Here is a 25,699-nt window from a genome sequence, read left to right on the forward strand (position 1 = left end):
CACCGGCTGACCAGCCGCACGAAAACTTCGTCTTCCCTGAAGAGGTTCTGCCCCGCGGCAATGCCCTCTGATTTCAAGTTTGTTGCTTTTTACCGCCCAATAGGGCGGTTTTTTTTTGGTTTGGCTTTTTCTTGAAAAGCGCCTAAGTACAAGGTGAGTTCGAAGCTGTTGCGCTAGTCACGAGGATCCTCGGAGAGACATTCTTTTGATCGCGGCTCTGCAGGAGATCCCTTAGAGAGATCAGGGGCAGGTTGGCAGCGGAAAAGGCCTGTGATGGGAACTCAGGAGTCGTTTTGCATGCTGAGGCCGAACGGGTAGATGCCACTCATCGACTTAAAAGTCTGTATGGTCCTGTTGTCCAGGATGCAGCGGCGTGAAGAAGTGAGTGAATTCTTTCGAATGGGCTCACAACTTCGAAGGCGTCGCCAGTATTCACAATCCTTCAGGAGGAGGTGTCCATGATTTCCAGTTCTTTGATCAAGGGCCTGCTGATCGCGGAGAACGCCGGCTGAACGGCGCATTCTGATTGATCATCCGGTTTCGCGGCAAAAGCGTGCCCGGCGAGAGCCCCCGTCCAGGTTTCTGGGTGGGGGCATCGTTTTGGAGCTCAGGTTTTGAGCGAAAAATGGTATCTACCGCTACATGTCGATGTATGCACCGTCACAAGCTGAGTGGGTGAATGCATTGATGCCCCTCAAAATCGAGCAATGGCGTAGTTGCGCCTACTTTCCTGTGTGAGGAATTCCATGAAGCTTTTCCAGCAAATGCTGGTGGCTCCCGCCGCCCTTGGCCTTCTGGCCACCGGCGTTAATGCCGCCGAGCTCAACATCAATGGTGTTTCTGATTACGCGGCTTCCGCTGATCAGGTCACCAGCGTCTCCCAATTCTCCGACGTCTACCCCACCGACTGGGCCTATCAGGCTCTGGCTGGTCTGGTTGAGACCTACGGCTGCGTTGCCGGTTACCCCAACGGCACCTTTCGTGGCAACCGTGCCATGACCCGCTACGAAGCGGCTGCCATCCTGAACGCTTGCCTCGACCGCGTCACCGAAGTGACCGACGAGCTGCGTCGCCTCATGGCTGAGTTCGAATCCGAGCTGGCCATCCTCAAGGGTCGCGTTGACGGCCTCGAAGCCAAAGTTGGCGAACTGGAAGCAACTCAGTTCTCCACCACCACCAAGCTGAAGGGCTACACCGCTTGGACCCTTGGTGCTGTTGATAACACCAACCCTGCTACCAACAACGTTGGTTCAGCACTGACCGCCAACTACGATCTTCGCCTCGCGCTGAAGACTTCTTTCACTGGCGAAGACATGCTGACCACGGTTCTCCGTGCAGGCAACTTTGGTGATGGTGACGCCAACTCCACATCTGCTTTCGGTGGCGGTCTCTCCTTCCTGGAGACTGGTTATGAAGGCGCAAACGGCACTGGCTCTGTCAATGTTGGTCGTCTCTTCTACACCTTCCCTGTTGGTGATGATCTGACCGTCACGGCTGGTCCTGTCGTTCGTACTGACGACCCTGGCATGTATGCCGGTTATGCCACCTTCTACCCAGCTGACTTGATGCTGGACTTCTTCACCTATGGCGGTGCTTGGAGCACCAACCAGCTTGGTGGAACTGGTTCTGGTCTGGGTGCTGTTTACACCATTGGTGACAGCGGCTTCTCCTTCAGTGGTAACTACGTTGCCACTAACGGCGACCAAAGCAACGGTGGCATCCTTACCAACGAATCCACCTTCACCTCGAGCTGGCAGCTCTTCTACGACGGTGAGTTCGGCGACGGCAACTTCCTTGCTCAGCTCGGCTATGCCGTTAACCGTGGTATCGGCTTCACCATGGCCGGCCCCGCTGGTATCCCCAACAGCACCAACTGGAGTGCAGCTGCTGCTTGGAAGCCTGCTGATTCCGGCATCATGCCTTCGATCAGCACTGGCTACTCTGTCAGTAATGACACAGACGACGCTGATGACCTCAGCGCTTGGTACGTCGGTGTCGAGTGGTCTGATGCTTTCATCGCTGGCAATTCCCTCGGAACTGCTATCGGTGTGACTCCTAACGCCACAGCTGATGGTGACACTTCCACTCTGTGGGAACTGTTCTACTCAATGCCTGTGACCGACAACATCACGATCACTCCGGCAGTCTTCACCATCTCTGATAACGGTGGTACCGATGATGCCTTCGGTGGCGTCGTGAAGACCACCTTCAAGTTCTGATCCATTTTTTGAGGTCTCCTACGGAGTCCTCAAGCTTTATCAGTTCTGTAAAGTTGCTCCCCTCCGATTCGGTGGGGAGCTTTTTTACTCTCAAAAAAATGGTCTTAACCGACACCTAAACATTTTTTCAATGGTCCTTATCTCAGGAGTGATGTCGCGCGAATAGCGTCTAATCGTTGGCATGTTTTGCCGGCAATTCTCTTGTGTGTGAGGAATTCCATGAAGCTTTTCCAGCAAATGCTGGTGGCTCCTGCTGTCCTTGGCCTTCTGGCCACCGGCGTCAATGCCGCCGAGCTCAACATCAATGGTGTTTCTGATTACGCGGCTTCCGCTGATCAGGTCACCAGCGTCTCCCAATTCTCCGACGTCTACCCCACCGACTGGGCCTATCAGGCTCTGGCTGGTCTGGTTGAGACCTACGGCTGCGTTGCCGGTTACCCCAACGGCACCTTTCGTGGCAACCGTGCCATGACCCGCTACGAAGCGGCTGCCATCCTGAACGCTTGCCTCGACCGCGTCACCGAAGTGACCGACGAGCTGCGTCGCCTCATGGCTGAGTTCGAATCCGAGCTGGCCATTCTCAAGGGTCGCGTTGACGGCCTGGAAGCCAAGGTTGGCGAACTAAAAGCAACTCAGTTCTCCACCACCACCAAGCTCAAGGGCAAATCCACCTTCATTTTGGGTGCAGTCGATTCTGAAGGCGCTCCTGCTACTGGCGGTGAGGCCGTTACTTTCCAGTACGACACACGCATTGGTCTGAAAACCTCCTTTACTGGAGAGGACTTACTGTTTACGCGTATCCGCGTTGGCAATAACGACGGGGATGTCTTTGCCGAGGGCCTGACCAAGCTTGATACAGCCGGTAAGGATGGCGACACCCTTGAGTTGGACCGTCTCTACTACAAGTTCCCTGTTAGCGACGAGATCACCGCAGTTGTTGGCCCATTGGCACGCAACACTGAGATCCTGGGTATGAAGCCCACCGCTTACACAGTTAAGACCCTGAATATGTTCGGCGGTCAGTTTGGTGCTGGCAACGTCTACAACAAGTCAACAGGTTCTCTTGTTGGTGCTGCTTGGAAGCAATCTGTTGAGAAGGGTGAGCCTCGCCTGAGTGCTTCCTTGAGCTACGTCGCCGAAGAAGGTGATGAGTCAGATGCTGGCATCCTCACTGGTGAGAGCGAAGGTTCTGTCCTTACTCAAATTGGTTACGGCACTAAGAAATGGGGTGCTGCATTCGCCTACCGCTACGGCCAATGTGGTTCTTCACAGGGAACCGGACTCGCTGGCGGAGCAGCCTGCTCAGCCATTCAAGGGCTAAATGTTGATTCGAACAATTTCGCAATCAACGGTTTCTGGAAGCCTGAAGAGACTGGCGCGATTCCTTCTATTAGCGCTGGCTATGGATTCTCTAACTACGAAGGCGTAGCTGTCGAGAGCACTGCGTCTTGGATGGTTGGATTCCAGTGGGACAAAGTTCTCGATAGCAAGCACGCCTTTGCAGTCGCTTTCGGGGCTCCGAATTATGTTGTCAACCAAGCGGGTAATGACCCCGAAGCTGCAGAAATCGCCTGGGAAGCAGCTCTCAAGCTGAAGATGGGTCGTTTCACAGTTATCCCTGCTGTCTTCTACTTGCCTGAACAAACTCAGGGCGCTGCAGACGATTCTCAGTTTGGTGGTGTTGTCCAGACAGTGTTCAAGTTCTGATCCCTTGGCCTGACTTTTGTTGGGCCTTCAGAACGCCTCTCCTTACACACTCACATAGCCCTCACACTGTGGAGGGCTTTTTTTATTGCCCATCTGCGGGCAAGCTGCAGCAATGAGCATTGCTCCTGACATCACAGCCTTGATTGGTGGCACGCCCCTGGTGCGGTTAAACCGGCTTCCTAAGGCCTGTGCTTGTCAGGCTGAAATTCTGGCCAAATTGGAGAGTTTTAACCCGTCAGCCTCTGTTAAAGACCGCATTGCCAGCGCCATGGTGCTGGAGTCGGAGCAGGACGGCACGATTGTTCCCGGCCGAACAGTTTTGGTGGAACCCACCAGTGGTAACACCGGGATCGCCCTGGCCATGGTGGCCGCCGCCCGTGGTTACCGGTTGATTCTCACCATGCCCGATACGATGAGTACCGAGCGTCGGGCCATGCTGAGGGCCTACGGCGCCGAGCTACAGCTGACCGATGGTGCCCAGGGCATGAATGGGGCGATTGCTTTAGCGAAGCAGTTGGTTGCGGAGATTCCAAATGCCTATCTGCTGCAGCAATTCGATAATCCTGCCAATCCAGCTGTGCATGAACGCACCACAGCTGAGGAGATCTGGCGCGATACCGAAGGCCAGATTGATGCCTTTGTGGCCGGAGTAGGCACCGGCGGCACGATCACCGGTTGTGCCCGTCTTCTGAAACAGCGTCAGCCGCAGCTCCAGGTCATTGCTGTTGAGCCTGAGGCCAGTGCGGTTCTTTCAGGGAAGCCGCCTGGTGCTCATCGCATCCAGGGGATTGGGGCTGGTTTTGTACCCGAGGTGTTGGAGTTGGAACGAATTGATTCGATCTTCACAGTGAGCGATGAGGAAGCGATGCAGGTGGGTCGCCGATTAGCCAAGGAGGAAGGTTTGCTTTGTGGTGTCAGCAGTGGAGCGGCCATGGCAGCGGCCCTGCGGGTGGGCCAGGACCCTGCGATGGCTGGCAAAAGGGTGGTGGTGATTTTGGCTAGCTATGGCGAGCGATACCTTTCCACTCCGATGTTCAGTGCCGCGTCGCAGCTTCCAGCCCGGAGGGATGGTCAGCTGTGAGCGATCCGTATGCAGTTCTCGGTGTCAGCAGCACCGCCAGCAACGCTGAGATCAAAGCGGCATACCGTCAGCTGGTGAAACAGCACCATCCCGATGCTGGCGGTGATGATCAGAAGATTTTGGCCCTCAATGCCGCTTGGGAAGTGCTTGGAGATGCCGAGTGTCGTAGGGCTTTTGATCGATCGCGGCCTCAACCTGTTAGAGCTGCATCCCAGACGGATCTGCGCCGAGCCAGCCGTGCTCATGATCGTGCTGTAGCTGCGGACGATGCCCTGCTGGAGTGGCTGCGGCGGGTTTACGCCCCCATTGATCGAATGCTCGGTGAGGTGATCAATCCCTTCCCCAAGCAACTCAAGGCACTGTCAGCTGATCCTTATGACGACGAGTTGATGGAAGCGTTCTGCAGCTATCTCGAGGCGAGCCGCCGGCGGATGGACAAGGTCAAGCAATTGTTCCAGTCGTTGCCTACGCCTGCCTCGGCCCGTGGCTTCGGCCTGAGTCTCTATCACTGCCTGTCAGAAGTGGAAGACGCTCTGGTGGAGCTGGAGCGGTACACCATGGGCTACGTGGATGGCTACTTGCACGATGGTCGCGAGATGCTGCTGGAGGCGAAGCAGCGTCGCAAGCGACTGCAGGATGAACGGCGTCGGTTGGAGATTGTGTGAAATACGCAGGTGAGGGACTTGGAGGCATTGCGCAGCCTGCTGTCCGTGTATCACCCCGGGCAAACCGCATTACTGCGGGAGATTTGAAAAAGTTGACTCTTTTTTGCCACCTAAAGAATCTCAGTGGTTTGATTTCGGTAGACATTCGGCTCATCCCGCCCAGTAAAACGTGAGTTTCAGTAACCGTCAGCTGGTGGAGCAGGACTTGGATCATGCGTCGGTTCAGGAACAGGCTTCCAGCTGATCCATCCTCAGCCATACATCCGGCACCGGACGGTTCCAGCGCACCTGGCCGTAGTCCCCTTTCACAACCAGCAGCTCGCCGGGGCCTTCAAAGATGTAATCAGGGGCCGTGGGGTCGCTTGCGCCAGCCTCAAGGCTGGCGCTGTAGGCGGCTCTCTTCACCTTGACCAAGGCGCCTTTGCGCAGCGCAGCAGGCTTGGCCTTGGCGGGGGCAGCGGCGTCGGATTCGGCCATGGCAGAGGTTGGTGATAACAACAGGCTAAAACCAATCGCTCACGAACCCCCTTAGCCTCCCAGCCGCACCACCCCCGCTTTCATGCGTCTGCTGCTGTTTGGCTGCACTGGTTTTGTTGGCCGTGAGCTCCTTCCGCTCCTGCTTGAGGCCGGCCATCAGCTCACGGTGGTCAGCCGCCGCTTGGCCCGTGGCTACGACGCTGAACGGGCAGATGGCCGACTGACCTGGATGCAGTTCGACCCCGCCAGCAGCAGCACCTGGGCCGACGCCGGGCTGTTGGATGCCCTGAACCAGGCTGATGCGGTGGTCAACCTGGCGGGGGAACCGATTGCCGAGAAGCGTTGGACCGCGACCCACCGGCAGCTGATAAAAACCAGCCGTTTGGAGACGACCTCTCTGTTGGTGAACGCGATCGAGGCCTGTACAACGCCACCGAAGGTGCTGGTGAATGCCTCGGCCATCGGCTTCTACGGCTCCAGCCTCGACAAGCGTTTTCTTGAATCGAGCACCCCTGGCGACGACTTCCTTGCGAGTTTGTGTGAGCGCTGGGAAGCGGCGGCTGAGGCGGTGCCTTCCGCTGTACGGCAGGTCACCCTGCGGATCGGCATCGTGCTTGCAGCCGACGGCGGTGCACTCGGAAAAATGCTTCCGGTGTTCCGCACAGGGTTTGGTGGTCCGATCGGCAGTGGCCGGCAGTGGATGAGCTGGATCCACCGCACTGACCTCTGCGCGCTGATCCTTCAATCCCTTTCGGACGAGAGCTGGAGTGGTGTGATCAATGCCGTGGCTCCTGAACCCGTCTCGATGACGGCTTTCTGCAAGCAGCTTGGACGCAGCCTGGGTCGTCCCAGTTTGTTGCCGGTGCCAGCTCCAGTGCTTCAGGTGCTTCTGGGGGACGGCGCCAAGGTGGTGTTGGAGGGCCAGCAGGTTGCTTCGGAGCGGCTTGACGGCCTGAAATTCAGCTTCCGCTACCCCGATCTGGCTTCAGCACTCGCCGCTGCCACCAGCTGAAGATGCCGCTCACCAGGGCCGCCATGATCAACAGGCTGATGGCTGGGGCGAACAGGGGTTGCCACAGCCGCTGAACCTGGTCCATCAGCCAGTCATGGCCCTGCCCCTGTTGCACCACGGCAACGGCGAAGACCCCGGCGCCGATGAACACCAGCAGCACATTCCCCATCAGCAGGCGGTCGAGCCAGCGTTTCCAGGCCGGTTCAGGCGGCGCACTCATGCAAGCAGTGAGCAAATGGCTGTCGCCATTCTCGGGCCTCCACCAGCGTCCCAGAGTCGCCATTTGGCCTCCTTTTTGCATTGCTGTTGCAAGTCAGGATCCCGTCGCGCACGATCCAGCAGAGCCATGGCCAGCTCCGCTGTTCCCTCCAAAGCCTCACGGCTGCCACTCTCCCTGTCGGCACAGAACACCGTGGGGCCGAGCAGGCGCCGTTGGGCTTCAGCGAATGCTGCTGTGAATTGAGGCCCTTGGCCAGGCACCTCCAGCACCGGTTTGGCCAGGCCAACGGCTTGCTAGATGGCGGTGCCTGCCATGCCAATCACCAGATCACTCTGTTGCAGCACGGCACGGAAGGCCCCGCGGCAAACGTTGATCCCCCGGGCCCCCTCACGTTCCAGCACGCCGTTCTTCAAGTGCCAACCGCATCGTTCGCTCAGCCGCCGCAAGCTGTCGTCATCGAGGCTGGGCACGAGGGCCAGATCCACGTTGCAGCAAACTGTGTTGGGCAGCAGCTCGATCAGCCGCAGCAACAGCTGAAGGTTCTGTTCCAGTTCCGGTCGGCGGCTGCCGGGCTGCAGACCGATGCGTGGCGTTCTGCTGGGCGGCGGGGTGGCCGCTGTGAGCACCGAATCCATGAACGGATTGCCCAGGAAGGTCACCGGCCGTTGCAGTTGTCTGCTGAGGTCTTCGGCGGTGCGTTGATCGCGGCTGTACACCGCTTTGAAGCGGCGGCTTTTCAACAGAGCAGCGCAGGGCCAGGGGAGCCGCAGCGTCCCTTCGTAGTGGCTGGAGTAGGCCACCAGGTAGGTCGCCACCGGGCGTTGGCTGAGCTATGCCGCGATCACAGGGATCACATCCCCCACCACCAGGATCAGATCGAAGCGAAGCCGGTACCGCATCAGACGCATCAGGCGTCGGAGCAGATACAGCACTTGCCCTTGAGCGATCTCGGTGAGGCGGCCGCGAAGGCTGGTGTAGCCAATACCGCCGGTGCTGAATTCGTGGCTGCGTCCCAGCAGTGGCACCCCGGCTTTTTGGTAGGCGCTGCCAAGGCCCACCAGAGGAAGCGCTTGCACGTTATGGCCCTGCTGCTGAAGCTCCTGGGCCAGCAGGGCGTCGGAGAGGTCTTCGCCGTGGCCATCGCTCAGTAGCAGGATGCGTGCCATCGCCGGGCTGCCCATCACCACATCCAGGTGCTCGGATCCGGAATGCCGTTGGCGCGTCTGGCCAGTTGCAACCGTCGCGCTTCGCTGGCCAGGCGTTCCTGCCGCAGTTGAGTCGAACGATCTGCTGGAGGCCGCACGCGAACCTGGGACGGCAGACGGGTGATTGTCCAGGTGGCTGTCATGCAGTGTTTGTCAGGCAGTAGCTGTCATGCAGAGCGTCCGTTGTGATCAGAGCTCAAGCCAGGCTTTCACTTTTTCGAGGGCCTTCCAGCCGGGTTTGCGCTCAAGCCCGTCGGCGATCGAGGCCTTGAGTTCGCCGGACACCTCTGGGGCCAGGGTCATCACCTGCTGGACCACCTGGATGTGGTCACGCACACCTTTTGATTGGGTTTCCAGCAAGGCCAGGCTCAGATTGATCCTGGCCTGGGGGTCTTGGCCGTTGAGTCTCACGGCGAAACGTGCCGACCGCAGCGCCTCCTCCGGTTGGTCGCAAAGCAGCTGCAGCCAGGCGAGGCAGGTCCAGCCCGCCGATTGGCGAGGAGCGGCTTCAACGATGCGGGCGAAATCAGGGAGCACCTCTTCGGCCGCTGCGCCGTCCTGATATCGGGCCATGGCCTGCTCAAACAGGTTGTCCTGGGAAGTCTCCATCAACGGGGAGAGGGCAGTGATCTCACCTCAGATTCCCACGTGGCTTCGCTCACACGGCGAAGGAACTGCCGCAGCCACAGGTCTGGCTGGCGTTGGGGTTGGTGAAGTTGAAGCCACCACCGATCAGAGCAGTGCTGAAGTCCAGCTGCATTCCGTAGATGTAAAGCAGGCTTTTGGGATCACAGATCACCCGGAAGCTCTGACCATCAGCCGCCATGTACTCGTAGGTCTCGTCGTCGTCGAGGGTGTCTGAGGCGGGCACGAAATCCATCGTGTAGCTCATGCCGCTGCAGCCCCCAGACCGCACCCCGACGCGCAGCACCTGGTTCTCACCCTGTTCACCACACAGCTTGGCCAGCTGCTGCATCGCCGGTTCGGTGATCAGGATGCCCTTGCCGTCCTTGGCGGTATGGGCCGGCGCGGTCTCGGGGGTGGAAGTCATGGTCAACGCAGGCTCGTGCTCTCACTCTATGAACGCTCATACATAGAGTCGCCATAGTTGACCAGATCTTGTGCGGGTCGCGATCGTTGGTTCCGGCCTCGCCGGCCTCTCCGCTGCAGTGGACCTCGTGGATGCGGGCCATGAGGTGAATCTCTATGAAGCCCGTCCCTTCATGGGAGGCAAGGTAGGTAGCTGGGTGGATGAGGGAGGCAATCACATCGAGATGGGGTTGCACGTTTTCTTCTTCAACTACGCCAACCTCTTCGCCCTGATGCGCAAGGTGGGAGCGTTTGAGAACCTCCTGCCCAAGCAGCACACACACCTGTTCGTGAACAAAGGGGGCGACCTGCGCGAGCTGGATTTCCGCTTCCCCATTGGCGCACCCTTCAACGGCCTCAAGGCGTTCTTCACCACACCGCAGCTCAGCTGGATCGACAAGCTGCGCAATGCCCTGGCCCTGGGGACCAGCCCGATCGTGCGCGGCCTGGTGGATTACGAGGGGGCGATGCGCACCATCCGAGCCCTCGACTCCGTCAGTTTTCAGGATTGGTTTGTCGGCCATGGCGGCAGTCCCGAAAGCATCCGGCGGATGTGGAATCCCATTGCCTATGCCCTGGGCTTCATCGACTGCGAGGCCATCTCCGCCCGCTGCATGCTCACCATCTTCATGATGTTTGCGGCCAAGACGGAAGCCTCCAAGCTCAATCTGCTCAAAGGATCACCCCACCGCTGGCTCACGGGTCCGATCCTCGATTACATCCAGCAGCGTGGAGGCAAGTTGCATCTGCGTCACCGGGTGAAGCAGGTGGACTTCAGCGAGGGTGCCTCTCCCGAGATCACTGGCCTGCAGTTGGGCACGCCCGAAGGAGACATTCGTGTTGAGGCTGATGCCTATCTGGCCGCTTGTGATGTGCCCGGGATTCAGAAGCTGCTGCCCGAGGCCTGGAACCGTTATCCCCAGTTCAAGGCGATTCATCAGCTGGAGGCCGTACCCGTGGCCACCGTCCAGCTCCGCTACGACGGCTGGGTGACCGAGCTCGGTGATGCCCAGGAAGCCCAGCGCCGGGACGTAGCGACACCCACGGGGCTCAACAACCTGCTGTATACGGCTGATGCCGATTTCAGCTGTTTTGCCGATCTGGCCCTGGCCAGTCCTGAGGATTACCGCAAGGAGGGAGAGGGCTCTCTGCTCCAATGCGTGCTCACCCCTGGTGATCCTTGGATTCCCAAATCGGTGGATGAGATTGTGGCCCACACCGACCGTCAGGTGCGCGAGCTGTTCCCCTCGGCCCGCAACCTCAAGCTCACCTGGAGCAACGTGGTGAAGCTGGCTCAGTCGTTGTATCGCGAAGCCCCGGGCATGGAGCCTTACCGCCCTGAGCAGCGCACGCCGATCCCTAATTTCTTCCTGGCCGGCAGCTACACCCGCCAGGACTACATCGATTCGATGGAGGGGGCCACGATGAGCGGTCATCTGGCGGCAGCGGCCATCCTCGATCAGCCGGTGAAGCTGGCCACCAACGCGGCGGTGGCCTGATGGGACGCTGGCTGGAACACACGGTCACCTCCGAGGTGCAGGCCCCGGCCGCCAAGGTCTGGGAGGTCTGGAGTGATCTCGAGGCGATGCCCCGTTGGATGCGCTGGATTGAGTCGGTCAAGCCCCTCGACGACCCTGATCTCACCGATTGGACCTTGGCGGCACAGGGCTTCCGCTTCAGCTGGAAGGCCCGGATCACCCAGCGGGTTGAAGCCCAGCAACTGCACTGGGAATCAGTGGGTGGCCTGCCCACCAAGGGCGCCGTGCGCTTTTACCCCGAAGCCGACGACCGCACTGTGGTCAAGTTGAGTGTGACCTACGAATTGCCGCGGGTCTTGGCACCACTCATGGAACCCAGCATCCTGGGGGGCATCGTGACCAAGGAGCTCCAGGCGAATCTTGACCGTTTCCGTGACCTGGTGGAAGCAGGCGGCTAAGCACTGGCTTGCCCCCTTTGCTGTGTTGGTGGTCGTGGGGGGCTGTGGTGGTGAAACGCCAACGGCTACGGCACTGCTTCCCGTTCCAGTGAAACCTGTGCCGCTGCCGGAAACGTCACCGCCGCCGGCCCCACCGATTGGCTTGACTCCTCTGCCTTCGGCTGAGGAGGTGCAGCAGGCTGACCCCGGCGGCCGGGCGGATCCCTTTGCTCCTCTTGTTGGTGTGGAGGCTGCGGATGCTCAGGATCCCGCGACTGGCCTCGCCCTGACTGGCGTTTTGTTGGTGGGAGATCAGAAATGAGCCATCGTGACCACCCCCAACGGCAGCGGTGTGATCTGTGTGGGCGCAGAGGGCCGCTGCGGCGCGGATGCTCCGCTGTTGCTGCCTACTGGATGGTCGGTGCTCAGTATCGATGTGGCGCGCGGTTGCATTCGCTTCGCGCTGAACGATGAACCTCAGGATCCCTTCTGCATCGCCTGAGCGCAGGCTTCGGCTAACCCTTCGAGATCGTGGGGGTCGGCCTCGGCATCCACCCGGCCGAAGCATTGGCGGCAGCTGCGACTGGTCTGGGGGCCGATTGAAACCAGCTTCACTTCCTCCAAACGTTCAGCCCAGCCTGGGCCGAAGCGCTTTTCCAGCAGCTGCGCGGTGTGCTCCGCTGTCTTCCCGCTGCTGAAGGCGATGGCATCAACGTCACCTTCCTCCAGGGCGGTCGCTGTTGGCTCCGGCATCGTGGCAGGGCAGCCCGACTCGTAGGCCGCCACTTCCACCACACGCACCCCGGCTTCACCGAAGGCGTCCGCCAGCAGGGTGCGACCACCGCTTTGCACCCGTGGAAGGAGCATCTTGAGCCCCCAGCCCGACACCGGGAAGTGATCGATCAAGCTGTCGGCCACGAAGCTCGGAGGCACGAAATCAGTGGCCGCCCCAAGGTCGTCCAGCACCTGCGCCGTTTTGCGGCCCACCGCGGCAATCTTGAGACTGGCGGGGCGTCTGGCCAGGCAACGGCCAAGGCGTTGCAGCCGCTGTTCCACGGCCTGCACGCCATTGGCACTGGAGAACACCAGCCAGTGAAAGCTCTCCAAGTCCTCGAGGGCGTCATCCAGAGGACCCCAGTGGTCGGGTGGTCCGATCACCAGGGCAGGGAGATCCAGCACCGTCGCCCCCCGCTGCTCCAGCAGCTGGCGCGCGGCTCCCAGTTGGTCGGCCGCGCGGGTGACAACCACCGTTCGGCTTTGCAAGGGCTGGCTCAAGAGACAGCCTCCCCGTCCAGTTTCACAACCCCCTCCACCCTTTCGCGCAGCTGATTAGCAGCGTCAGCGTTTCCCTGAGCCTGAAGCAGGTTGATGGCGCGGATGAAGCTGCCGCGTGCGGCGTCGATGTTGCCGCCCAACAACTGGGCCACGGCATTGTTCTGATGGCACTCAGCGTTGTTGGGATCCAGGCTGAGGGCGCGCCCGTAGGCCTCCAAGGCCGCGGCGAGGTCGCCGCGCCTCCGCTGCATCAGCCCCAGGTTGTACCAGGAGAGGGCCACTTCAGGTGCCCGCTGGGCGGCGGTTTGGGTGAGGCTGATCGCTTCCTCCAGGTTGCCCTGGTCCATCAGTCGAGCCGCCAGGTTGAGGCGGGCTCCAAGACTCACCCGAGTGTCCAAGGGAATCTCCAGGGCTTGTCGGTAGCAGTTCACCGCCTTGTCGGGATCACTGGGGGTCAGGGCCAATCCCAGGTGCAGCAGCAATTCATACCGTTCGGCACCGGCTAAACCGCACTGCTTCAGGCCGTTTTCCAGCAAGGGAATGGCGTCTTCGTTCTTGCCCTCACTGATCAACAGCCCCCCGAGCTTGGCGCTGGCGTAGGGATCACCGGGACGCTCCTGCAGATCAGCCTCCATGGCCTGCCGCAGCCGATCGGCCTTGTCGCTGCCCGCCAGCAGTTCCGGTCGGTAGCCGTCATGGAGGATTGCCGGCTCACTGCAATCGGCGATGCGCCATCGGGGTTCGGCGTCCAGCAGGGTGCGAACGCTGTCGTCGATCATCGAGTGGTACGGCCGGCTCCACCGGATCGCTGGGTGGCGGCGGAACAGACGACTGACGCTGGAATAGGGCGCCATGGCAGCCCCCACCTCGTAGCGCAGCAGGTTGATCACCAGCACATCGGGCTGGGCCATCAACGCCTTCAGGGCTGGGATGGCCTCGGGGCGCAGTTGTTCATCGGCGTCCAGCACCAGCACCCAGTCGCCGTTGAGAAACTCCAGGGCCTGGTTGCGGGCTGGGGCGAAGTCCCCCGGCCAGGGAATCTGCTCAACCCGGGCTCCGGCCGCTTCGGCGATGGCCACCGTCGCATCGGTGGAGCCGGTGTCCACCACCACCATCTCGTCGGCGAAGCCCTGCACGGAGCACAGGCACTCCCCGAGACGCGCCTCTTCATCGCGCACGATCATCGAGAGGCTGAGCATGGCCGGCCGGCTTGAGGTTGGCGCGAGGTTAAGTGCGGTTGGCCAGTGCGGTTGGTTGGTGGTGGTCAGTCGGTGAACGCACCGCTGTTGCCGGTCGGCGTCGCGCTGGGGAACAGTTCGGTGAGTACTTGGCGTTGGGCTTCCTGCATTTGGCCGGCGGAATAGGCGGCAGGGCAACTGCTGGGCAGAAGGGGCTTCAGGCTGTCCCAGAGGTAAGGGCTGCCGTAGACCACGACTCCGACCAGCCGGTTGAGAGCGATCAGTTGCTTGATCGCTGCGGCCCAGGGTTCTTGGGCATCCCGTCCGGCGCGGAAGGGGTTGCCCCGCAGGAACAGCTGCAGCAGCACCGCTCCATCGCCGAGGCGGTCCATCGCCAGGGGCGCATCCGCTTGGCCGCTCCAGGGCGATAGCCCTTCGCCATGAAGCACGATTGAGCGAAATCCTTGTGCTTCAGGAGTGCGCAGCGCCGGGGACCAGCCGCTGAGGGCGGCTGCGCTGGGCACCATGGCATCCACGCGCACCAGGTTGATTCCTTCTTGTGGAAGAACCTTTGCCTCGCCGACCGTGATGCTGTGGCGCACCAGCTCAGCCTCAAGGGCTTGCTCGTCTGCGCTGACGATCGGACCAGTGGCTGTGCTGGTGGGGATTGATGCCAGGGCGTGGGCCCGGCGCTGCAGGCTCTCGTCCAACCGCTCGAGGCACAGCCTTCCACTGCTGAAACCGTCGCAGAGACCATCGATGGCGGCATCCGCATCCGCCGGCATCAGGATCAGGTCGGCCCCGGCTTCAAAGGCCAGCACAGCTGCTTCGGCGGCGCCGTGCCGTGCGCTGATCGCTTCCATCACAAGGGCATCGGTTACCACCAGACCGTTGAACCTCATCTGGCGCCGCAGCAAATCGGTGATCACGGCTTTGGAGAGGGTGGCGGGCTGCTGCGGATCCAATTCCGGCAGCACCAGATGGGCCGTCATCACGCTCTCCACACCGGCAGTAATGGCGGCCTGAAAGGGCGGAAGTTCGATCTGCTCCAGCCGTTCGCGGCTGTGGGGCAGCACCGGTAGGTCCAGATGGGAGTCGCTGGTGGTGTCGCCATGGCCGGGAAAGTGCTTGGCGCATCCGAGCACCCCCGCTTGCTTGAGCCCCCGCTGGAACGCCACCGCCAGGGCACTGGCAGTCTTGGAATCCTCGCCCCAGGCCCGCACATTGATCACAGGGTTGGCGGGGTTGTTGTTGACGTCGCACACCGGCCCCAAGACCCAGTTCAGGCCACAGCGGCGGGCCTGTTCGCCGGTGCAGCGGCCATAGCGCTCACTCAAATCCAAGGCCAGCTCGGGCTCCCGCTGGTGGAGTCGCCCGAGGGCCAGGGGCGGCACCAGCCAGCTGGCCCCTTCGAAGCGCTGGCCAACGCCTTCTTCAACGTCCGCGCAGACCAGCAACCGCTGCTCACTCCAGCCCTGCAGTTGCTGGGTGCGTTGTTGCAGCTCAACAGCGCTGCCCCCCAGCAGGATCACGCCACCAACACCGTCCCGCAGCAGGCGCTGCAGTTCTCTGTTTGGAAGCTCCCACTGCGGGTAGCGACGCTGCTGGTCGCTCAGATGACCACTGGCCCGCATCACCAGCAGTTCCGCTACGCGGCGCCGCAGGCTTTTAGCGGGCCGGCTGTTCATCACTGCCTGGCTGTTGATCACTCCCGGGTGGAATTTCGCCCCGCTGCTGCCGTTCGTCTTCGAGGCGATTCAGCAGTCCAAGCACTGAGGTGCCGCGTTCCAGACCCCGATCCAGCTGGAACACCACTTCGGGGGCGCGTCGCATCTGCAGCCGACGCCCCAGTTCTCCCCGCAGGAAGCCGCTGGCAGCTTGAAGCCCCTCGAGCACCTGGTCGCGTTCCTGAGCTTCCCCAAACACGCTCACGAAGATCTTGCAGTGCTGCAGATCGCCGGACACTTCCACTTCGGTGATGCTCACCATGCCTTGGTGCACCCGTTCATCACGGATGCCGTTGATCAACAGTTCGCTGACTTCTTTGCGGATCAGGGCGGCCACCCTCTCCACTCGACGCCCCTGTGCCATCACGCCATCGGTGCTGAATTCACCATGGCACGCAGCACCAAGGTGAGGCTGATTCCACCGCTGATCAAGGCGCCGATCAAGGCCACAGCCGTGACGGGATTGCTCCGGCGTGCGGCCAGCGGTTCGGCGACGGAGTTCATCACCCCGAGGGTGAAGGCGATCAAGTAACGGGGGTAACGGGAGACGTTGAGGAAAAACTCCCGCATGGTTCTGGCGTGCTTGCAAATCTGCTGGCTACTCTGCCGGGCCCATGGCTGTTTTGGACATGTTGGATCTGCATCAATTCCGCCATTCCGCGTTTTGTCTCAAGGTGCGGATGGTGTTGCAGGCCAAGGGGCTGAGTTTCCGCACCGTGGAGGTGCCCCCCGGTGTCGGCCAGGTGGCTGTGTTCCGGCTGTCTGGCCAACGGCAGGTGCCCGTGCTGGTGGATGGGGATCAGGTCATTGCCGACTCCAGCGCCATCGCGCTGCATCTGGATCAGCGGGAGCCGGAGCCTGCACTGATTCCCACCGATCCGCGCCAGGCTGCCCAGGTGCATCTGCTGGAGGACTGGGCCGATACCACCCTGGCCATGGCGGGTCGCTCCTCTTTGGTGCAGGCCGCGGCACTGGACCCCGAGCTTCGGGTTGCTCTGCTGCCCGACGATCTGCCCGACCCCGTGCGTTCGGTGATGGGCGTGATCCCTGGCGGTTGGGTCAGCAACATCACCGAACTGGTCAACCAGAAGGAGCGCGCCGAGCTGCTGGCCAGCCTGGAGCAGTTGGCCTCATCCGTGCAGACCAGCCCTTGGTTGGTGGGGGACAGCATGACCATTGCCGACATCGCCGTTGCCGCTCAGTTGTCGTTGCTGCGCTTCCCCTCTTCGGCGGGAGCAGCCCTGGCCGGTAAAGGTGTGCCTGGGCTGAGCGATCACCCCAAACTGCAGCCCCTGTTCCAGTGGCGCGACCAGATCGAACTCAAATTGATGGAGCGGACCCTGGAAGAGGTGTGAAGCGCAATCGGTAGTGGTGGTGGGCGATGGCCTGATCTCGCAGGCTCTCGCCCGGCGAGGAGTAGCGCCCTTGCCATTGCTCGGCGCAGATGTCCTTACCGCAGCGGTTGTAGCGGCTCAGGGTTTCGATTCGGCTCAGCCGCGGCGGTCCGGGCGCATGCAGGATCTGCAACACCAATTCATCGGCCAGGAAGATGTCGGTGCTCGGGCTCTCCTGGCGGCGGCCCGTCACCGTGGTCTCGAGATAGAGATCTCCCTTGAGTCGGGCAATCTGGCGGTTGGCGGAATCGGGGTCTTCTTCCACCTTCAGCAGTTGCTCGCCAAGCAGGGCACGACCGATGGCCGTGGCGTTGAAGCTGCGATCGCCCACAAGTCGACCGCGCTGGTCGGCTTGAAATCGTGCTTGATGCAGCAGCGGTGGATCGTCTGGGGCATCGAGATCAATGCTCTCCACCTGCCAAAGCCCGGCAAACCAGTCGGGGTAAATCAGGTCGTCCCGATTTGAGGGCCGCGGCAACGGTGCCGGCAGGCTCCAGTCGGGCCAGTTGTTCAACCGCTGCTCAAGACCTGTCTGGGCCCAGGCGGGGCCGCCACTGAGCAGGATGGTGAGGCTGATCAGCAGCATCCACAACCGCCGTTCCATGTCTGATCCCCTGATCCGTGCCCTTGATGACTATGTGGTGCTGGAGCCCGGCAAGCCGGAGCAGCTGCTCAGCGCTGCCGACACGTTGACATGGCTGAGCGGTTGGTTGCGCAGCCTCGATCAGTTGCCGGCCGATCTGGCAGATCAACCGGATGTCGATGCAGCGGCGCAGCGGTTGATCGATACGGCCTGTGATCTGGAGATCAGCCCCGGGGTGACCTTGCAGTGGTTTGCGGTGCGGTTGGAGCCGCCCACCGCTTGAGATTCAGTCGGTTCGGCGTTGGGTCGGATCCTTCAGCAGGCTTGGCACCAGTTGCAGGATTCCGTCGGCCACGGCCTCTGGGGTTTCGTCGTTGATCACCACCGTCAGATCGGCCTCGGCATAGAGGGGACGACGCTCGTTCAACAGTGCGTTCAGAGCCGCCTCTGGATCGGCGGTTTGCAGCAACGGGCGCACGGTGCTGTCGGCGTTCAGCCGCTGCAGCAATTGATCGGGCACCACATCGAGCCAGATCACGATGCCGCTGTGGAGCATTCCCCAGTTCTCCGGCTGGGTCACCACACCGCCACCTGTGGCCACCACCAGCGAGTGGCGCTGACTGATCGCACTGAGCACCTGGCTCTCCAGGCTGCGGAAGCCCGCTTCGCCATCCCGATCAAAGATGTCCGGGATGCTGCAGCCCGCCGCCTGTTCGATCACGGCATCGGCATCCACAAAGCCATAGCCCAGGCGTTCGGCCAGGGGGCGGCCCGTGCTCGTCTTGCCGCTGCCCATCATTCCCACCAGATAGATGCTGCGCCCGGCAAGACGCTGCTTGAGGGTGGGGGTGGAATCCGCCATGACTCGGAAACGGCAATAGCTCATTAGGATGCCTCGCGGCCGGAACGTCACATGACTGAAACGAAGTCACAAGCACGGCACGGCCAAGGTCGTGGTTGTGTCATCACCAGGAGGGCCTGTTTCAGTGCCAGCCATCGCTATTGGCTGCCAGAACTGTCTGCCGATGACAACGCCGCCCGCTTCGGGCCCTGCGCTTTGGCTCCTGGCCATGGGCACAACTACGAGTTGATTGTCTCCATGGCTGGTGGTCTGGACGCCGACGGCATGGTGCTCAACCTCTCGGAGGTGAAGCACGCCATCCGCAACGAGGTGACTGGCCAGCTCGATTTCCGCTTCCTCAATGAGGCCTGGCCGGAATTTGACGTTGCTACCCCTGAAGGGTGCCTCCCCACCACCGAGGCCCTGGTGCGGGTGATCTGGCAGCGCCTCAGCCCCCATCTGCCGATCACGGCGCTGCGCCTCTACGAACAACCGGGCCTTTGGGCCGACTACCTCGGACATCCCATGGACGCCTTCCTCACCATCCGCACCCACTTCGCCGCCGCTCACCGACTGGCCCGTCCGGAACTCAGTCAGGAAGAGAACGAAGCGATCTACGGCAAGTGCGCCCGTCCCCATGGCCATGGCCACAACTACTTGGTGGACGTGACTGTGCGCGGTCAGATCGATCCCCGCACCGGCATGGTCTGCGACCTGTCTGCCTTGCAGCGTCTGGTTGATGATCTGGTAGTCGAGCCCTTCGACCACACTTTCCTCAACAAGGACGTGCCCTTCTTCGAGGAGTGCGTGCCCACGGCTGAGAACATTGCCCTGCACATCGCTGATCGTCTTTCCAGTCCGATCAAGGCCATCGGCGCCAGCTTGCACAAGGTGCGCCTGCAGGAGAGCCCGAACAATGCAGCCGAGGTGTACGCCGAAGCACCGCAACTGGAGATGTCCCCAGCTGCTCTTGATGCCGTGGCTGCCGTCTGATCGACGGCTTGATGCCCCGACGCTCCGCTCCATCACGCCCTTTCGTGCGGTTGGTGCTGGCCATCAGCCTTGATGGTCGCTTGGCACCGCCGGTAGGGGGTGCTGCCCAGCTGGGGGGTGAGGGTGACCGTCGCGCCCTGGAGCATGCGCTTGCCTGGGGGGATGCCTGCCTGATCGGTGCCGGAACCCTGCGGGCCCATCAGTGCACCTGCTTGATCCGCAGCCCTCAGCTGCTTGAGCAACGCCGAAGCGAGGGGCGAACCGAGCAGCCGGCCGCTGTGGTGGTGAGCCGATCCCCTGACTTCTCAAGCGCCTGGCGGTTTTTTAATCAGCCGCTGCAACGTTGGCTGCTGGCTCCTGAACCTGTGGATCAAGGTTTTGATCGTTGGTTCCCTTTGGCTCCAACCTGGCCGGAGCGGCTCCAGGCGCTTGGAGCGGCTGGGATTCAGCGTCTGGTGCTTCTGGGTGGCGCCCAGCTCAGCGCCGATCTGTTGCAAGCCGATTGCGTCGATGCCCTCCAGCTCACCTTGGTGCCCCAGCTCTTGGGCGGCCGCTTCAGTTGGTTGCCTTGCACCAATGCGCCGTTGCCAGCTGCCTTGGCGCAACCGGGTGCTTGGCAGTCCGAAGGTGCTGAGGACATCGGAGACGGTGAGTGGCTGGTTCGCTACCGACGGATCCGATCTGGTTAAGGTCGTCGCACAAGGGCCTAAGGCACCGTCGCCATGACGTCACTCACGGCTCGCTGGCATCGCTCCATCAACGAAATACCGGAGCAGCAGTGGAACAGCCTGGTTGGAGACGCAGCGATCCCCTTCTACCGCTGGAGTTGGCTGGAGGCCTTGGAAAGCTCCGGAAGCATCATCCCCGAGCAGGGCTGGCAGCCCCTGCATCTGGCCCTCTGGCGTAATGACATCCCGATTGCGGTGGCTCCGCTGTTTCTCAAGGGCCACAGCTATGGCGAGTTTGTGTTCGACCAGACCTTTGCCCGGCTGGCGGCGGATCTGGGGCTCCGCTACTACCCCAAGCTCCTGGGCATGAGTCCGTTCAGCCCAGTGCTGGGTTACCGCTTCCATGTGCGATCTGGAGAAGATGAAGCTCTGCTCACCCGGGAGTTGCTGCGGGCGATCGATCGCTTCTGCGAACAGAACGGCATCCTCAGCTGCAATTTCCTCTACGTGGATCCGCAGTGGCGGACCCTGGCGGAGGACGCCGGCTGTGCCGCCTGGCTGAACCAGCAGAGCCTGTGGAGCCGCGGCGACGACCAGACGTTTGAGGATTACCTCAAGGGTTTCAATGCCAACCAGCGCCGCAACATCAAGCGGGAACGCAAGGCTGTGGCCAAGGCCGGGATCACCGTGACACCCCTCAGCGGCGACCAGCTGGATCTGCCGCTGTTGCAATCCATGCATCGCTTCTACGAGCAGCACTGTGCTCGCTGGGGACCATGGGGGAGCAAGTACCTGGAAGAGGGCTTCTTTGAAGCGTTGGCGCGGCTGCACCGCGATCAGCTGGTGCTTTTTTCTGCCCATCGAGGTGACCCGCGCGATCCGGTGGCGATGTCGATGTGCGTGCAGGACGGCCGACAGCTCTGGGGCCGCTACTGGGGCAGCAACGAGGAGATCGATTGTCTTCACTTCGAAGTCTGTTACTACTCTCCGATCGAATGGGCCTTGGCCAACGGCATCGTCAGCTTTGACCCTGGAGCCGGTGGCAGCCATAAACGCCGGCGAGGCTTTGTGGCCCGTCCCCACGCCAGCCTGCACCGCTGGTATCAGCCCCAGATGGATCAGTTGATCCGTGCGTGGTTGCCCAAGGGGAATGGCTTGATGCTGGAGGAGATCGAGGCGATCAATTCGGAGCTGCCCTTCAAAGCAGAACCTCCGGCCTTGGCTTTGTAGGTTGAAGTCATGACCACAACCCCGGAAGCACCGGCATCAACCGCTGCGGCGATGGATGCTCTCGATCAGCGCCTGTCCCAGCGGTTCATCGCTCTGGATCCCAGTGGCTATTTCTTGATCAAACTGGATCGTGATGCGGCCGAATTGGTGCTTGAGCACTACGGCAACACCATCGATGACAAGGGGTTGGCCCGAGATTCCGAGACCGGTGAGGTGTTGCGCTGCGACGGGGGCAATGCTCCTCGGCGCCCTTCAGCGGTTTACCGCGGCAGTACGGCCAAACAGCTGGGCATCCAGCTCACGGAAGGGGAAGCCCCACACCCGGTCAGTCGCCTCGACCATGCCCTTTATTTGGGAAGGGAGTTGCAGAAGGCTGAGCAGTGCCTGCGTGACGGCACGGTGTATGTGCAGGACTGAGGATCAGACCGGCTGCAGTTTCAGCTGTTCACAAACCCTAAGAGCAATGGCCTAAACCCATGCCGGTGTCTGATCTAATGGTGGGGACCTCCTGACTTCCAAATGGGCGTTGGCATCTATCTCGGCCTGGTTGGTTCCGGCCTTGTCACGGCTTTTGTGCTCACCAAGCTGCTGAAGGGAATCAAGCTCATCTGAGCGGTTCCAATGTCTGCGCTCCTCGCTTTCGTATCCAGAGCAAAGCCACTGCAGCGCTGAGACCACCCGTGACTGCGAAAGCCGTGGAGAGAGTGGTGAACATCACCATCAGGGCAACGATCAATCCACTCAGCCCGCCTCCGCCCAGGAAGGCGATTTGGCTGAGCCCAGCCATCCGGCCTCGCATCACCTGAGGTGAGCCGATCTGACTAATTAGGTTGCAGCTGCTCAGCAGCCCGGCTGTGCCAGCTCCGATCAGAAAGGCCATGGCCAGACTGAACACAGGCCCTGGACTACGGGCCATTCCCAGCTGGGCCACTGCGGTAATCAAGCCAAACCCTCCGAGAGTGAGGAAAGGGCGCCGGCAGAAGCGTTGGCTGTTGCGTTGCAGCACCAGCCCGCCCACGATGCTCCCGCCCGCCAGCACGCTGGTGAACAGCCCCAGATCCGTGGGATTGGGTCCCAGTTGATCGAAGGCGATCAACGGGGCCAGTCCCGGGTGATAAAACCCGATCAGACACAGGACAGCGGTGAAGCTGAGCACCCCTTGAAGGGTGCCACCGCAGTGGTGCCAGGCGTTGAGCAGGCTGGCGTCTTGCCCGCTGCTGCTGCGCACTTCCTGATCCCGATTCGGGTTGAGCAAGAACATCACACTGGCGATTGGCAGCAGGTAGCTGGCCGCATCAATGCCCAGGGCCCAGGCCGGGCCAGTGGCCGCCAGCAACAACCCGCCGATCGGGGGGCCGACCAGCTTGCCCACGTTGAAGACCACCGAAAAGCTGGTGAGGTAGCCCGCCAGCTGTTCCGGCTGCTCCACCAGGATCGAGCAGTACTTGTTGCGCGCCGTTAACTCATAGGCGCCGGCGATGCCCACCAAAAGGGTGCTGCAGAGCAGGAGCAGCACCTGGGCTGTGCCCTCCAACAGGGGGATCGCTAGGGCCCCCAGTCCAGAGGCAGTCAGCAGTGCCCATTGCGCCTGCACCAGCACCCGTTCACAGCCCACCCGGTCGGTGCGCACCCCCGCTGGACCACTCACCAGCAAGCTTGGAAGTGAAAGAGCGGCGAAGTTCAACGCCAGCACGAAGGGGTCCACGCCCTCTTGCATCAGAATCCAGCCCTTGGCGGTGATGCCGGCGAAGGACCCAGCCGTGCTCACGCCGGAGGCGATCAGAAAAAGTTGGCGTTGCTGCTCGGTCCGCAGTTTGAGAAGGGTCAACGCTGGCGTTTCGCTGCGGCCACCATGGCGCGGGCACCAACAATCCTCCCGCTGAGGTCGTAGATGTCAGCCCCTGTGATCTCCACCGGCACCAGGCTTCCCGGCGCGGCCTGTTGACCATCGGCGCCGGGTTGCACCCGCACTTCACCATCCACTTCGGGCGCAAAGCGGGCGCAGCGCCCGATCATTTCGCCCGTTTGCGGGTTGTGCTGTTCGATCAGCACGTCAACAGTGCGCCCCACCCAGCGGCTGTTGCGTTCCTCAGAAATGGGTTGTTGCAGAGCCATCAGGGCATCCTTGCGGGTTTGGGCCACCTCGGGATCGACGCGATCGGGCAGGTCCGCCGCTGCTGTGCCGTCCTCCGGAGAGAAGGTGAACACCCCCACATGATCGAAGCGTTGGCGCTCGAGGAAGCCCATCAGGTGCTGGAAGTGCTCCTCTGTTTCGCCGGGGAACCCCACGATCAACGTGGTGCGCAGCACCGCATCGGGGAGTTGGTCGCGGATCTGATCCAGCAGGCGGTCGTTCACATCCGCCTGCCAGGGGCGGTTCATCGCCCGCAGCACCTCCGGATGGCTGTGCTGCAACGGCAGATCCAGATAAGGCACCACATTGGGCACCTCCCGGTAGGCCGCCAGCACGTCTGGGGTCAGCCCGGTGGGATAGGCGTAGTGGACCCGGATCCAGGGGATCTCCACGTCGCCAAGGGCTCGCAGCAGTTCCGCCAGCTTGGGTTTGCCGTAGAGGTCAAGGCCGTAGTTGGTGGTGATCTGGCTGATCAGGATCAGCTCCTGCACCCCCTGTTCCGCCAGTTGGTGGGCTTCAGCCACGATGGATTCGATCGGCCGACTGCGCTGATCCCCTCGCAGCTTGGGAATGATGCAGAAGGCGCAGCGGTAGTCGCAGCCCTCGGCCACCTTGAGGAAGGCCACCGCCTGGTCGGTGGTCCGTTGGCGTGGCAGGTGTTCGTCACCCACAAAGGTGGGAACGGCGCTCACCTGGTTCACCCGCTCCCCCGCTTCCACCCGCTGCAACACATCCACGATGTGCTGGTAGTCGCCGGTTCCCACGATGGCTTTGGCCTCGGGGATCGACTCCAGCAACTCCTCCTGGAAATGTTGGGCCAGGCATCCCGCGATGATCAATTCCTTGCCCTGTTCCGCCAGTCCCACCAGGGTGCGCACCGATTCTTCGCGGGCGTCCTGGATGAAGCTGCAGGTGTTCACCACCACAACGGCGGCATCCCGTTCATCGGTGCTGACGCCGTAGCCCGCTTCCGCCAGCAGCCCCACCATGTGTTCGGTGTCCACCCGATTCTTCTCGCAGCCCAGGTGGGCGAAGGCGACCGTCGGTTTCGTCGGGGTGCTGGTCATCACGTCGCCGGCAGGCCAAAGATCAGCCTACGAAGCGGCCTGATCACGCCGGAACTGACAGAATCCGATCACTTGAAGTTCAAGGATGGGCACCACCCGTCTCGTCAGCCGTCGCCGTCAGGATTCCGGCGCTAAGTGGGCCCGCATCGCCATGGCGGTGCTGGCCACCGCTGGGCTGATCGACACCGGTTCGATCACCCTGAAGCGCTGGGGTCTGCTCGGCAATCTCACCTGTCCGATGGGGGCCGACGGTTGCGACAAGGTGCTGAACAGTGCCTGGGGCACGGTGTTCGCCGGGATTCCGCTCTCGTTGGTGGGGGTGCTGGCCTATAGCGCTGTGCTGCTGATGGCGCTGCTGCCCCTGTTGCCAGGGCTGCAAGAGAACAAGGGTGACTTGTCCCGTCGCACCTGGTGGGGGCTGTTCACCGTGTCTCTCGGTATGGCCGTCTTCAGCGGTGTGCTGTTGGGGGTGATGCTGCTCAAGATCCAGGCCTTCTGCTTCTTCTGCGTTCTTTCGGCTGCGCTCTCCCTCACCCTGTTTGTGCTGTCCATCGTTGGTGGTGGTTGGGACGACTTCGGTCAGCTGCTGTTCCGCGGCGTGCTTCTGGCCCTGGCGGTGCTACTGGGGGGCTTGATCTGGGCGTCGGTGGTGGATCCAAACCGGCCCGACGCGGTGGCCAGCGGATCCGGCGTTGCACCCGTCGTCACCACTGAGAGCACGTCCGCTTCGATCGCCTTGGCTGAGCACCTCACCAGCAGCGGCGCCGTGATGTATTCCGCTTACTGGTGCCCCCACTGCCACGAACAGAAGGAGCTGTTCGGCAAGCAGGCCTCGGACCAGCTGAACGTGGTGGAGTGTGCGCCAGACGGTGAGAACAACCAGGCCGATCTCTGCCGCAGCAAGGGATTGGAGGGTTTCCCCAGCTGGGAGATCAACGGCAGCATCGATTCCGGAGTGAAAGGGCTCGACACCCTTGCGGAACTCAGTGGCTACAAGGGCGACACCGACTTCTGAATCA

General features: G+C 61.6%; 31 protein-coding genes and 2 pseudogenes. 18 read left to right on the top strand and 15 right to left on the bottom strand.

What is annotated here, in order from left to right; all coding sequences use genetic code 11:
- The 5 genes and pseudogenes from DXY03_RS12810 to DXY03_RS04150 form a co-directional block, all read left to right on the top strand.
- Positions 1-71 (top strand): annotated as a pseudogene (locus tag DXY03_RS12810) (photosystem II protein D2); the annotation flags it as partial.
- A gap of 675 nt (positions 72-746) precedes the next feature.
- Positions 747-2,219 (top strand): iron uptake porin, encoded by a 1,473-nt coding sequence (locus DXY03_RS04135; RefSeq protein ID WP_115009291.1) that lies wholly within the window; start codon positions 747-749, stop codon positions 2,217-2,219.
- 219 nt (positions 2,220-2,438) lie between these two features.
- On the top strand, positions 2,439-3,926 hold the full coding sequence (locus DXY03_RS04140; protein ID WP_115009292.1) for an iron uptake porin: 1,488 nt from the start codon (positions 2,439-2,441) through the stop codon (positions 3,924-3,926).
- Between the two features lie 112 nt (positions 3,927-4,038).
- Positions 4,039-5,007: a cysteine synthase A gene (gene cysK / locus DXY03_RS04145; protein WP_115009293.1), complete on the top strand. Its 969-nt coding sequence runs from the start codon at positions 4,039-4,041 to the stop codon at positions 5,005-5,007.
- A complete protein-coding gene (locus tag DXY03_RS04150; protein ID WP_115009294.1) occupies positions 5,004-5,672 on the top strand; it encodes a J domain-containing protein in 669 nt (222 codons plus the stop codon). Before cysK ends, DXY03_RS04150 begins: the two co-directional genes overlap by 4 nt.
- A gap of 222 nt (positions 5,673-5,894) precedes the next feature.
- Here the strand turns inward: DXY03_RS04150 and DXY03_RS04155 are convergent, their stop codons facing one another.
- Complete coding sequence (locus DXY03_RS04155; protein ID WP_115009295.1) at positions 5,895-6,149, bottom strand: NAD(P)H-quinone oxidoreductase subunit O; 255 nt, start codon at positions 6,147-6,149, stop codon at positions 5,895-5,897.
- An 82-nt stretch (positions 6,150-6,231) separates the two neighbouring features.
- Here DXY03_RS04155 and DXY03_RS04160 point away from each other — a divergent pair, with 82 nt between their 5' ends.
- A complete protein-coding gene (locus DXY03_RS04160; protein WP_115009296.1) occupies positions 6,232-7,161 on the top strand; it encodes a TIGR01777 family oxidoreductase in 930 nt (309 codons plus the stop codon).
- On the opposite strand, the gene DXY03_RS04165 is transcribed toward DXY03_RS04160, so the two are convergent.
- The 5 genes and pseudogenes from DXY03_RS04165 to DXY03_RS04180 form a co-directional block, all read right to left on the bottom strand.
- Positions 7,109-7,381 (bottom strand): hypothetical protein, encoded by a 273-nt coding sequence (locus DXY03_RS04165; protein WP_115009297.1) that lies wholly within the window; start codon positions 7,379-7,381, stop codon positions 7,109-7,111. The two genes, DXY03_RS04160 and DXY03_RS04165, sit on opposite strands and share 53 nt — an antisense overlap.
- A pseudogene (locus tag DXY03_RS04170) lies at positions 7,378-8,547 on the bottom strand (lipid-A-disaccharide synthase-related protein). The gene DXY03_RS04165 and the pseudogene DXY03_RS04170 overlap by 4 nt, the downstream one beginning before the upstream one ends.
- A 14-nt stretch (positions 8,548-8,561) precedes the next feature.
- A complete protein-coding gene (locus DXY03_RS12185; protein WP_170951972.1) occupies positions 8,562-8,729 on the bottom strand; it encodes a hypothetical protein in 168 nt (55 codons plus the stop codon).
- Between the two features lie 46 nt (positions 8,730-8,775).
- Complete coding sequence (locus DXY03_RS04175; RefSeq protein ID WP_115009298.1) at positions 8,776-9,195, bottom strand: hypothetical protein; 420 nt, start codon at positions 9,193-9,195, stop codon at positions 8,776-8,778.
- 49 nt (positions 9,196-9,244) lie between these two features.
- A complete protein-coding gene (locus DXY03_RS04180) occupies positions 9,245-9,637 on the bottom strand; it encodes an iron-sulfur cluster assembly accessory protein (protein WP_115009299.1) in 393 nt (130 codons plus the stop codon).
- A 70-nt stretch (positions 9,638-9,707) separates the two neighbouring features.
- On the opposite strand from DXY03_RS04180, the gene zds reads away from it, so the two are divergent.
- From zds to DXY03_RS12190, 4 genes are read left to right on the top strand one after another with little or no spacing between them, the layout of a single operon-like run.
- On the top strand, positions 9,708-11,174 hold the full coding sequence (gene zds, locus DXY03_RS04185) for a 9,9'-di-cis-zeta-carotene desaturase (RefSeq protein WP_115009300.1): 1,467 nt from the start codon (positions 9,708-9,710) through the stop codon (positions 11,172-11,174).
- Entirely contained in the window at positions 11,174-11,611 is a 438-nt protein-coding gene (locus tag DXY03_RS04190; protein WP_115009301.1) for an SRPBCC family protein, read from the top strand. Before zds ends, DXY03_RS04190 begins: the two co-directional genes overlap by 1 nt.
- Positions 11,586-11,912 carry a hypothetical protein gene (locus tag DXY03_RS04195; protein ID WP_115009302.1) on the top strand — a complete coding sequence of 109 codons (327 nt, stop codon included), beginning with the start codon at positions 11,586-11,588 and terminating at the stop codon, positions 11,910-11,912. The genes DXY03_RS04190 and DXY03_RS04195 overlap by 26 nt, the downstream gene beginning before the upstream one ends.
- Before the next feature lie 6 nt (positions 11,913-11,918).
- Positions 11,919-12,092, top strand: coding sequence for a hypothetical protein (locus DXY03_RS12190; RefSeq protein WP_170951973.1), 174 nt, complete (start codon positions 11,919-11,921; stop codon positions 12,090-12,092).
- Here DXY03_RS12190 and DXY03_RS04200 read toward each other — a convergent pair.
- The 5 genes from DXY03_RS04200 to DXY03_RS04220 all read right to left on the bottom strand — a co-directional run bounded on the left by DXY03_RS04200 (position 12,068) and on the right by DXY03_RS04220 (position 16,340).
- Complete coding sequence (locus tag DXY03_RS04200) at positions 12,068-12,865, bottom strand: uroporphyrinogen-III synthase (protein ID WP_115009303.1); 798 nt, start codon at positions 12,863-12,865, stop codon at positions 12,068-12,070. The two genes, DXY03_RS12190 and DXY03_RS04200, sit on opposite strands and share 25 nt — an antisense overlap.
- Positions 12,862-14,064 carry a glycosyltransferase gene (locus DXY03_RS04205; RefSeq protein ID WP_115009304.1) on the bottom strand — a complete coding sequence of 401 codons (1,203 nt, stop codon included), beginning with the start codon at positions 14,062-14,064 and terminating at the stop codon, positions 12,862-12,864. Before DXY03_RS04205 ends, DXY03_RS04200 begins: the two co-directional genes overlap by 4 nt.
- 65 nt (positions 14,065-14,129) lie before the next feature.
- Complete coding sequence (locus DXY03_RS04210; RefSeq protein ID WP_115009305.1) at positions 14,130-15,731, bottom strand: glycoside hydrolase family 3 N-terminal domain-containing protein; 1,602 nt, start codon at positions 15,729-15,731, stop codon at positions 14,130-14,132.
- A complete protein-coding gene (rbfA, locus tag DXY03_RS04215; RefSeq protein WP_115009306.1) occupies positions 15,712-16,134 on the bottom strand; it encodes a 30S ribosome-binding factor RbfA in 423 nt (140 codons plus the stop codon). Before rbfA ends, DXY03_RS04210 begins: the two co-directional genes overlap by 20 nt.
- Entirely contained in the window at positions 16,134-16,340 is a 207-nt protein-coding gene (locus DXY03_RS04220) for a DUF751 family protein (RefSeq protein WP_006850467.1), read from the bottom strand. Before DXY03_RS04220 ends, rbfA begins: the two co-directional genes overlap by 1 nt.
- Before the next feature lie 59 nt (positions 16,341-16,399).
- Here DXY03_RS04220 and DXY03_RS04225 point away from each other — a divergent pair, with 59 nt between their 5' ends.
- Positions 16,400-17,125, top strand: coding sequence for a glutathione S-transferase family protein (locus tag DXY03_RS04225; protein ID WP_115009321.1), 726 nt, complete (start codon positions 16,400-16,402; stop codon positions 17,123-17,125).
- Here the strand turns inward: DXY03_RS04225 and DXY03_RS04230 are convergent.
- On the bottom strand, positions 17,091-17,768 hold the full coding sequence (locus tag DXY03_RS04230; protein WP_115009307.1) for a DUF6816 family protein: 678 nt from the start codon (positions 17,766-17,768) through the stop codon (positions 17,091-17,093). The genes DXY03_RS04225 and DXY03_RS04230 overlap by 35 nt on opposite strands.
- On the opposite strand from DXY03_RS04230, the gene DXY03_RS04235 reads away from it, so the two are divergent.
- Positions 17,767-18,030 (top strand): chlororespiratory reduction protein 7, encoded by a 264-nt coding sequence (locus tag DXY03_RS04235; protein ID WP_115009308.1) that lies wholly within the window; start codon positions 17,767-17,769, stop codon positions 18,028-18,030. The genes DXY03_RS04230 and DXY03_RS04235 overlap by 2 nt on opposite strands.
- 3 nt (positions 18,031-18,033) lie before the next feature.
- On the opposite strand, the gene DXY03_RS04240 is transcribed toward DXY03_RS04235, so the two are convergent.
- Positions 18,034-18,609: a shikimate kinase gene (locus tag DXY03_RS04240; protein ID WP_115009309.1), complete on the bottom strand. Its 576-nt coding sequence runs from the start codon at positions 18,607-18,609 to the stop codon at positions 18,034-18,036.
- 51 nt (positions 18,610-18,660) lie between these two features.
- Between DXY03_RS04240 and DXY03_RS04245 the strand changes: the two genes are divergently transcribed.
- The 5 genes from DXY03_RS04245 to DXY03_RS04265 all read left to right on the top strand — a co-directional run bounded on the left by DXY03_RS04245 (position 18,661) and on the right by DXY03_RS04265 (position 22,091).
- Positions 18,661-19,581, top strand: coding sequence for a 6-carboxytetrahydropterin synthase (locus tag DXY03_RS04245; protein WP_115009310.1), 921 nt, complete (start codon positions 18,661-18,663; stop codon positions 19,579-19,581).
- 11 nt (positions 19,582-19,592) lie between these two features.
- Positions 19,593-20,270, top strand: a complete 678-nt coding sequence (locus tag DXY03_RS04250; RefSeq protein ID WP_115009311.1) for a dihydrofolate reductase family protein — start codon at positions 19,593-19,595, stop codon at positions 20,268-20,270.
- A 33-nt stretch (positions 20,271-20,303) separates the two neighbouring features.
- Positions 20,304-21,479, top strand: a complete 1,176-nt coding sequence (locus tag DXY03_RS04255; RefSeq protein ID WP_115009312.1) for a GNAT family N-acetyltransferase — start codon at positions 20,304-20,306, stop codon at positions 21,477-21,479.
- 9 nt (positions 21,480-21,488) lie between these two features.
- On the top strand, positions 21,489-21,896 hold the full coding sequence (locus DXY03_RS04260; protein ID WP_170951317.1) for a DUF4346 domain-containing protein: 408 nt from the start codon (positions 21,489-21,491) through the stop codon (positions 21,894-21,896).
- Between the two features lie 102 nt (positions 21,897-21,998).
- Entirely contained in the window at positions 21,999-22,091 is a 93-nt protein-coding gene (locus tag DXY03_RS04265; RefSeq protein WP_011365270.1) for a hypothetical protein, read from the top strand.
- Here DXY03_RS04265 and DXY03_RS04270 read toward each other — a convergent pair.
- Entirely contained in the window at positions 22,084-23,307 is a 1,224-nt protein-coding gene (locus DXY03_RS04270; protein WP_115009313.1) for an MFS transporter, read from the bottom strand. The genes DXY03_RS04265 and DXY03_RS04270 overlap by 8 nt on opposite strands.
- Positions 23,304-24,680 carry a 30S ribosomal protein S12 methylthiotransferase RimO gene (gene rimO / locus DXY03_RS04275; RefSeq protein WP_115009314.1) on the bottom strand — a complete coding sequence of 459 codons (1,377 nt, stop codon included), beginning with the start codon at positions 24,678-24,680 and terminating at the stop codon, positions 23,304-23,306. The genes DXY03_RS04270 and rimO overlap by 4 nt, the downstream gene beginning before the upstream one ends.
- An 85-nt stretch (positions 24,681-24,765) precedes the next feature.
- Here rimO and DXY03_RS04280 point away from each other — a divergent pair, with 85 nt between their 5' ends.
- Positions 24,766-25,695, top strand: coding sequence for a vitamin K epoxide reductase family protein (locus DXY03_RS04280; RefSeq protein WP_115009315.1), 930 nt, complete (start codon positions 24,766-24,768; stop codon positions 25,693-25,695).
- Positions 25,696-25,699 lie beyond the last annotated feature (4 nt).

Source organism: Synechococcus sp. N5 (genome assembly GCF_900473925.1).
GTDB lineage: Bacteria > Cyanobacteriota > Cyanobacteriia > PCC-6307 > Cyanobiaceae > Parasynechococcus.